Raw genomic sequence first — 8,289 nt, forward strand, 5'->3', positions numbered from 1 at the left:
GTCCTTACCGACGCGGCCGACCGTTTCGACGGCACCATCACAGGCAGCGGCGGCGTGACCGTCGCGGGCGGCACCCAGCAGCTCGGCGGCAGCAACAGCTACACCGGCCGCACTATCATCGGTTCTGGCGGCAAGCTGGTCGTCAGTGGCGGAGCGGCGCTGGCTGACAGTGGATCGGTGCGGAACGAGGGCATCTTCGAGCTTCGATCCTCGGAAAAAGTTGGCGCGATCAGCGGTAGCGGCGAACTTCGTCTTACCGACGGTACGCTGACGACGGGCGGCGATACCGACACCATCTACCGCGGCATGATCACCGGAGCAGGCGGTCTGACGAAAACGGGTCCAGGCATCCTGTTTCTCAGCGGCACCAACACTATGACGGGTGGTCTTACGGTCTCTGCTGGTACGGTTGCCGTTGAACGCGCCGGCAATCTGGGCGACGGTACCATCACGATCGGTGCGGCCAGGCTTGCTACAGCCGGCGATATCACCAGCGGCCGCGCCGTGATCCTGACAGATGTCGCCAGCTCAATCGACACGCAGGGCCACGACGTGACCCTGAGCGGCAACGTGTCTGGCGCAGGCACGCTGAACAAGCTCGGCAATGGAACGCTGACGCTCACTGGAGCCAATTCACAGAACGGCATCAACGTTCAGGGTGGTACGCTGGCGTTCTCGTCGGACGCAGCCCTGGGTGCGCCCAAAGGCGTGGTGACAATTCAGGACAACACCACGCTTCGCACGCTCGCCGACATGACGATCACTCATGCCATTCGGGTGAACAACACCAAGCTGGCTGCTTTCGATACTGGTGTCCATGACATCACGGTGTCCGGCGATATCCAGGGTGCCGGTATTGTTCAGAAGATCGGCCCGGGCACGCTGACTTTGAGCGGCGCAAACAGCCAGGTCGTGATCGACGTGCTCGGTGGGCGTCTGCTGGCAACCAAGCAGTCGGCGATCGGCGCTGCGGGCGGAAACATTTTCCTCCGTCAGGACAGCCGGTTTTCGGCAGGCTCGGATATGTCCATCACGCAGAACGTCCATGTCACCGGGACGAATGCGGTGTTGGACACCGGCGACAACAATGTCCGGCTGCTAGGGATCGTCGACGGTGATCAGTGCCTGATCAAGCAGGGTGCCGGTCAGCTCAATCTGCTCGCTGCGGCGAGCAACGCGATCGGCGCCTGCGTGCAGCAGGGCACGCTCAGCTTTAATAACAGCTTCGCCGGCAACGTCTGGATCGAGAAAGACGGTGCCGCCGGGGGCTCGGGCTCGATCAACGGCGGAATGGAGGTGCGAGGCACGCTTGCGCCCGGCAACTCGCCTGGCCGTCTCGTCGTAAACGGTAGCGTCACTCAGTTCGCCGGTAGCACCTTCGCGGTGGATGTGGACGGTATCACCCCAGGGCTTGGCGCCGGACATTATGACACGCTGGTGCTCACCGGCGCAAACAGCGTGTACACGGCAGCCGGCACGATCGTACCGAAGCTTCGGGGTATTACGGGCGATGCGACCAACGCCTACACGCCGACAATTGGACAGACCTTCACCGTTGTCACCGCGCAAGGCGGTGTCACGGGAAGCTACGCCGGGTTGGCGCAGCCCACGTCGGGACTGGCTCCCAACAGCCGCTTCGACGTGCTCTACACGCCTGACGCGGTTGTGCTCACCGTCACCGCAGCGAGCTATGGCAACCTGTTCGCAGGCAGCAACGGCAACGCGTCTAGCGTCGGCGCCGCCGTTGATGCCTTCCGTGGCGCTGCTGGCGTTCGCGACACAAGTGCCAAGGGCACGTTCGTCGACGGGCTAATGACCCTTTCGGTCGAAGAGCTCGGCCGTACGCTCAGCCAGGTATCAGGTGAGATCCACGCCGATGCCATGGACGCGGTCGTGCAGAGTAGCCGCCTCACCAGGACTGGCGTCTCTGACCATCTCGTCGGCCGCGTTGCAACCGCCGCGGTAGGTGACGAAGGATCACTGTCGCAGCGGCTGTGGGGCACCATCGCTGGCGCGACGCAGCAGATCGACGGCGACGGCTTTGGGCAGGCCTATCGCGGCACCAGCACGACGATGACGCTCGGCCTTGATAAGAACGTCTCGGACACGACGACGATCGGCGGCGGTGTCTCCTACGCACGCACTGGCGCCTCGGCTAACGGACAAGGCCAGGCTCGGATGAACAGCTATCAGCTGCTCGCCTACGCTCAGTGGCGCAGGGGTGCACTCTACGCCAATGGCATCATCTCGAGCGGTCTGGATCGCTACAAGGTGTCTCGTACGGTCCAACTGGCGAACGATAGCGCGCGATTGGCCTCTACACCGCATGGCACGTCGGTTGGCGGCGACGTGGAGATCGGTGCACGCATAGGCCTGGGCCGCACCAGCATTACCCCGGCGGTCGGTCTGGCCTATGATCGGCTCAAGCGACGTTCGGTCGAAGAGGGCAGTGATCAGGTGAGTGCGCTTACGATTGGCAGCGTTCGGCGTGAAGCGCTTCAGCTGCGGTCTGGTGGTCGGCTTGACACCAGCTTCGGCCTCGGTGGGGCTCAGGTTCGGCCGTATGCCTCAGCGTTCGTGGTGCGTGAGCTCGGCGATGCCTACAGCACGATCGATCCCTCGCTGTACGGCCAGCGCTTCGCGGTCCGGGCCGCCAACGCAGGTGACACGGCTTTTCGCGGAGATGTCGGCGTCGACGTTGCGGTCACGCCAGGCGTGAGCCTGCGCGCCAGCTATCGCTACGGCGATGCCGCTAACGCGACGACTGACACCTACTCGGGCGGAGTCAGCGTTCGCTGGTAAATGCTCAGCAGCTCACATGGTAACTTCCCCGCAGCGCCAACCTATGCTGCGGGGGAGTTCCAGAAGAAGCTGCAGACACTTCGCAAGCCATTCACCAGATACCCTGGCAGAGTCGCATATGTACCGACAGGTCTGACGCTTTATAACTTAGGATTGGTGCGACGGTTGACCTAACCAAGCGGCAGCTAAGCCCTAATACTCTTTAAACTAGCCATTATGGTTTTCACGAAAATAGCGGTGCGGATTCCTGTCCCGCCCACTGAATGAACGTCAGTTTACTGCGAAAGCCACCCGAAAGCGCACGGGCCGCTATCCACCAGAAGCAGATATTCCGATGTCGCAAAATTGGGGACATACGAGACGTCCGAAACTCAGGATATTGGCGACAAAGCTGTTTCCTGCTTCTCCGTCGCCGCTCCTTCAGTTTGCAACAGCGCAATACGGAACAGCTTGGGACTGGATCAGTGAGAAGAACGCTCAGCAGTTGCGGAACTACTCCGCTCGTGGAATGGTAGGCCTCGATGCAGCGCGATATTTCGACCGACCCGTCATGCCGGTCGACAATTACTCGTGAGCGTTGCCAAAGCGGCGACGACGCCGGCGCAGGGGCTCGAGCCCATCTGAGCGAGATACTCATAGCGGTTGCCGAGAAGAGCGAGCCAGCGATGGCAGAACTCTACCGTCTGACCAGCGCAAAGCTTTACGGAATATGCCTTTACATTTGTAACGACCGGTGTGTGGCCGAAGACATCCTCCATGACGTTTACGAACGTATATGGCAGCATGCTGGTTCATGGAAATACGGTGTAGCCAGTCCCATCAGTTGGCTCGCTGCAATCGCTCGCAATCGATCGATCGACTGGTGCCGGAAGCATACCAACAAGGAGTTGCCTCTGGCAGAGGGCTGGGACGCAGCCGATGATAGGGATGGACCCGACGCAAAAGTATCCCGCTCGTGGGATATCCAATGGTGTAAGTCGCGCCTTGCCACACTGGATGACCACTGCCGCAATACGCTAAACGACGTTTACCTCGAGGGGATGACCTTTTTGGAAATCAGTTTGCGCGATGACATCTCTGTCAGCACGGTGAAGAGTCGAGCGCAGCGAGGAATCCGTAAGCTACAAATTGGTCTTGCCACTATCGATACGGCCTAATGCCTTAGCGTAGTTTAGTCCGCACCTGCTCTACAGATAGCGATATTGATCGAATTAGTGCCGGTTCTTTTAGGCATATCCTCAGCGTACGTCTCTAGGCCAATACTCTTTACGTTAGGAAATGCCGCATACAATCCTGGTCGATTTGCTCGTCACGTCCGACTGAAGTTTCAGCCAACCAGGACCATACCATTCGTTAACCGCGGCCTTTCCCGTTTTCCGTCTTCGAAAGGCCATTTCGGGAGAGATGAATTGGGAACGGATTTTTAGGAAAGGGGATGACCCAGACGGCTCTCAGCGCGATCGTCCAAGCTACTGTCCCGCTATTGGTTCGGTTTTGGGGAAAGCGGGGTTGGTGCTCTAGCCGACAAGCGTCTCTACTTATCAATCAGACGTATCGCCACACCCTGAATCTGATTATGGCTATGCGGGATCGGAAGTCCGGGGGGACGGCGAGGTTATTGAAGGGGCGGGGTATTGTCGGAGATCCAAGCTGCGCGGCGTGCGGACGCGCTGAAGGAGTTGGCGGTACTCGACACTCCTGAAGAACAGGCGTTCGACGATATCGTTTTCATCGCGTCGCGCACCTGCGACACGCCGATCGCGCTCATCAGCCTGCTCGATTACGATCGACAGTGGTTCAAGGCGCGTGTGGGCCTCGAGGTATGTCAGACCGAGATTGCCCAGTCGGTGTGTCAGATCGACGTGGACGATGCCGAAATGCTGGTCATTCCCGACCTAACGCGCGATCCCCGCACCGCGGCGAACCCGCTGGTGACGGGCGAGCGGGCGTTCCGCTTCTACGCTGGCGCACCGCTCGTCCTTCGCTCAGGGGTCGTTGTCGGACGTCTTTGCGTAATTGATACAAAGACGCGGCCTGAAGGCCTGACGCCTGAACAGATGACGTTGCTACGTGCGCTGGGACGACAAGTTTCCGATCAGCTCGATCTTCGGCGTGCCGCACAGGTCAGCGCGCGGCTGCTGGAGCTGCAAACGGCGCTGATCGAAATTGGCGAGCGCATCCGCGCCAGCGAGGAGGCGGTCGAGATGACCTCTGCAGCGGCTGCCGTCGTCGGTCGCGTCCTCGGGGTGCAGCGGGCAAGTTTTGGCCTAGTCGATCCCGACGTGGAGATCGTCGATGTGGAGGCCGACTGGACCGCACCGGGCGTTGCGAGCATCGCGGGGCGGCACCGCTTCGATGACTACGGTACGTTGCGTGCCGATCTGGTGGCAGGCGAACCGCTGGTCATCGAGGATGTTGCGACCGATCACCGCACCTCGGCGCATACCGACGCGATGCGTGCGCTCGACATTGGCGCGCTGGTCAACATGCCGGTGCGGGACCATGGACGCACGGTTGCCATCTTCATCGTCAACGCGTCGCGGCCGCGGTTCTGGACGCCCGACGAGGTGCTGTTCCTGCGCAGTGTCGCGGCTCGTCTGGAGGCAGGCGTCGCCCGCCTTCGTGCCGAACGGCAACAAAGCGTCCTCAACGACGAGATCAACCACCGCCTCAAGAACATGCTGTCGATGGTCCAGGCGATCGCCAGCCAGACATTGCGTACCGTGTCCCAGCGCGAACCAGTGGAGAGTTTCGAGCGCCGACTGATCGCGTTGAGCGCGGCGCACGACGTGTTGCTTCAGAAAAGCTGGAAGGACGCCGACCTTCGGACCGTTGCCGAAGCCGTGATTGAGACGGTTGGATTTGGTGAGAGGATGACTCTGGACGGCCCTTCGGTGCCGCTGGGCGCGCGTGCCGCGCTTTCCTTCTCGCTTGTCGTTCACGAGCTGATGACAAATGCGTGTAAATATGGCGCGTTCTGTTTGGACATCGGTCACGTCGAACTGACATGGACCATTGAGGCCAGCGGCCTGATCGTTCGTTGGCGCGAGCGCGGCGGTCCGCTGGTTGTCGCGCCGAGCCGAAAAGGCTTTGGCTCGAAGTTGATAAGGCTTGGTCTGACCGGAACGGGCGGCACCGAGCTCCGTTATGAACCCGATGGATTTGAGGCTGACCTGCGGGCCTCCGTCGAGCATTTGGCCCAGGCGTAGCAGGAACCTATGACTATCGCTTCTCACACACCCGTGCCGATCGTCCTCGTTGTCGAGGACGAGCCGTTGCTGCGCTTGTTCGCAGCACAGGTGGTCGAAGACGCGGGTTACGAACCGGTGGAAGCGGCAAACGCTGCCGAGGCCATCGCGATCCTGGAGAGCAGGCCGGACATACGAATCGTCTTCACCGACATTGATATGCCGGGCGGCCTAGACGGCATAAAGCTGGCAGCGTTCATCCGTGACCGCTGGCCACCCATCAAGATTATCATCACGTCAGGAAAGCCGTTGCCGCCGCGGACCGTCATGCCGGCGGAGACGGTGTTCTTTTCCAAACCCTACCGGCAGGATCGCGTGATCGCTTTGTTACATAAGATGGCTGCATAAGGCCGCTGCCTAAGGCCTCCCGACGACGGGCGGCTGCGACACCTGTCTCCGGTAACTGTTTTTCCGTTTAACTTTGGGTACGAGTTCCCGGGAACTCGTATTTTGCCCGATATTCGATTCTTTTTGGGAAAGCTGGCAGCTGCCCAATGTTGGCGATCGCCACCCGCCTTCCTGTCCGCCTTCCACATAAGTCGTCATTGCGCGTTGGTTACGGTCCAGACCGATAGGGCATGAAGATTGTAATAAAAGAGCATGAGAACCCCGAGCGTAGCGATATACGCTCGGCCTACCTTCCATCCTGATAACAGGATGCCCGAACCGCTTCCGCGACACAGGAGCTGAAGAGGCGTCTCTCCGGTAACGAGGGCAATCACGAGAATGAGGAGGACGGGGATGTGGCCGACGATGTCGAGCATTCCGAACTCAGGCATAGCAGCGACGAAAACGATGCCCAGCAATATCGCTCCGATACGGCCGAGAATTTCGCGACCCGTGAGCAGGTAAAATGCCAGGGAAAACTCGACGAAGCCGGCAATCATTGCAACCGTTGAGAACGATTGGCCGGCCGTGATGCCAGGATGCGAAACCAATATTGAGATCGTCCACTGCGGGAACAAGAACTTTTCGACCGCCGTCCACATCAAGCTTAAACTCAGCGATCCTATGAGGATTGGCACGCGATATCGACTGACCGTTAGCCGGGACAAGAGCGGACTGGCCAACGCGAGATGCGCAGCGATCCCCAAAAAGAACAGATAGTCGATCATATAAAAAGCGCCGAACTTTGCGACGCCCAACATATACAAGACGAGCAGAGCTGCTGCTGCAAAGATCGAAAGACGCGGTATCAAAACGACAACCGCGGTTACCAACTGGATATATCCGACTGCGTGCCCGGCACCGTACAGGTCGGGGGTCAGGATCGATCCGCTGGATGGATCCGCCCACATGACGACAGCAAGATTGCCCCACAAGCAAAGCGCGTAGAGCGCAACGCCCCCCCGTACGATCACGTCGCTCGCACGCGCTGCACGATCGGGATCCACGACGAGCTTCCCCGCGTACCGCGTTATCATAGCATCAAGCATGGCGCCGAGCATGACGAGACCGACGAACAGGATGAGAAGCTCGAGAAAGAATGGTGTCACGGCCTGCCTAAAGGGCAGCGGCGGTGCAGAGCCATTGATCGGGCCGCAGAACCATTTCACATGGGCTTCCACGGCCTTCGGTATGCTGAGAGGTACGACAAGCAACAGACCCGCCGGCCGTATCGGGAATTTGCTGCTCATCGCGATTCCCTCTGCACTAAGACAAGAGGTACGAGCGCCATCTACGCTTGGATGCCCCTACAGACTGCTTCCTGTCGACCGACCGGCCCCCTGACCAACCTCGCCTCGCCAGAATATCGACTTATCAATTCTCAAAAAGCCATCCTTTATGGCAACTGACGTGAGTCCCGTTTTTTCTCCAGTTGGAGCTAGAGACCGACCCCGGAAAGGGACGGACAGATGAAGCGGAAGCAGTTTTCGGAAGAGCAGATCATCGGCATCCTGAAGGAAGCCGAGGCAGGTGCGGTGGTGACGGATCTGTGTCGTCGGCACGGGATGTCTGTCGCGTCGACAGGCGGCGGTAACCGGTTGCTCCAGAATTAGTCATTATCGATCGGGTGACGATCGACCTCGAGATCACAGGAATTTCGGTGGCAGTCGGCCAGATTGCGCCTTTCACGTCTGTCGGCGTGAACGTCCAAGTCTGACATAAGCGGTAGTCCACGCAACATGAGGCGGTCAGCCGGCAACCGCCCGATCCAAGACGATTCAGAAGGCCTTTTGCATTCCAAGCGCGATTGTTTTTGGCAACGCTCGGGACCGTAGCAACGCCGCTTCCGAAA

Annotated in this window: 5 protein-coding genes and 1 pseudogene; 5 read left to right on the forward strand and 1 reads right to left on the reverse strand. The window is 59.7% G+C overall.

Annotation, left to right across the window (positions count from 1 at the left end):
- The 4 genes from QBJ92_RS20120 to QBJ92_RS20135 all read left to right on the forward strand — a co-directional run.
- A partial coding sequence (locus QBJ92_RS20120; RefSeq protein WP_277971468.1) for an autotransporter outer membrane beta-barrel domain-containing protein occupies window positions 1-2,802 on the forward strand: 2,802 nt, incomplete at its 5' end.
- 665 nt (window positions 2,803-3,467) lie between these two features.
- The gene (locus tag QBJ92_RS20125; RefSeq protein ID WP_277971469.1) at window positions 3,468-3,959 is read left to right on the forward strand and encodes an RNA polymerase sigma factor; all 492 of its coding nucleotides are present in this window, start codon (window positions 3,468-3,470) and stop codon (window positions 3,957-3,959) included.
- 477 nt (window positions 3,960-4,436) lie between these two features.
- Window positions 4,437-6,011, forward strand: a complete 1,575-nt coding sequence (locus QBJ92_RS20130) for a sensor histidine kinase (protein ID WP_277971470.1) — start codon at window positions 4,437-4,439, stop codon at window positions 6,009-6,011.
- A gap of 9 nt (window positions 6,012-6,020) precedes the next feature.
- Window positions 6,021-6,398 carry a response regulator gene (locus QBJ92_RS20135; protein ID WP_277971471.1) on the forward strand — a complete coding sequence of 126 codons (378 nt, stop codon included), beginning with the start codon at window positions 6,021-6,023 and terminating at the stop codon, window positions 6,396-6,398.
- A 194-nt stretch (window positions 6,399-6,592) separates the two neighbouring features.
- Here the strand turns inward: QBJ92_RS20135 and QBJ92_RS20140 are convergent, their stop codons facing one another.
- A complete protein-coding gene (locus QBJ92_RS20140) occupies window positions 6,593-7,687 on the reverse strand; it encodes a hypothetical protein (RefSeq protein WP_277971472.1) in 1,095 nt (364 codons plus the stop codon).
- 219 nt (window positions 7,688-7,906) lie between these two features.
- On the opposite strand from QBJ92_RS20140, the pseudogene QBJ92_RS20145 reads away from it, so the two are divergent.
- A pseudogene (locus QBJ92_RS20145) lies at window positions 7,907-8,017 on the forward strand (transposase); the annotation flags it as partial.
- Window positions 8,018-8,289 lie beyond the last annotated feature (272 nt).

It is taken from the genome of Sphingomonas echinoides (genome assembly GCF_029623395.1).
Classification (GTDB): domain Bacteria; phylum Pseudomonadota; class Alphaproteobacteria; order Sphingomonadales; family Sphingomonadaceae; genus Sphingomonas; species Sphingomonas echinoides_A.

Bases quoted from the DNA above. Each gene is read 5' to 3' on its own strand.
- QBJ92_RS20125 (WP_277971469.1), top strand. From the start codon at position 3,468: ATGGCAGAACTCTACCGTCTGACCAGCGCAAAGCTTTACGGAATATGC.
- QBJ92_RS20135 (WP_277971471.1), top strand. From the start codon at position 6,021: ATGACTATCGCTTCTCACACACCCGTGCCGATCGTCCTCGTTGTCGAG.
- QBJ92_RS20140 (WP_277971472.1), bottom strand. From the start codon at position 7,687: ATGAGCAGCAAATTCCCGATACGGCCGGCGGGTCTGTTGCTTGTCGTA.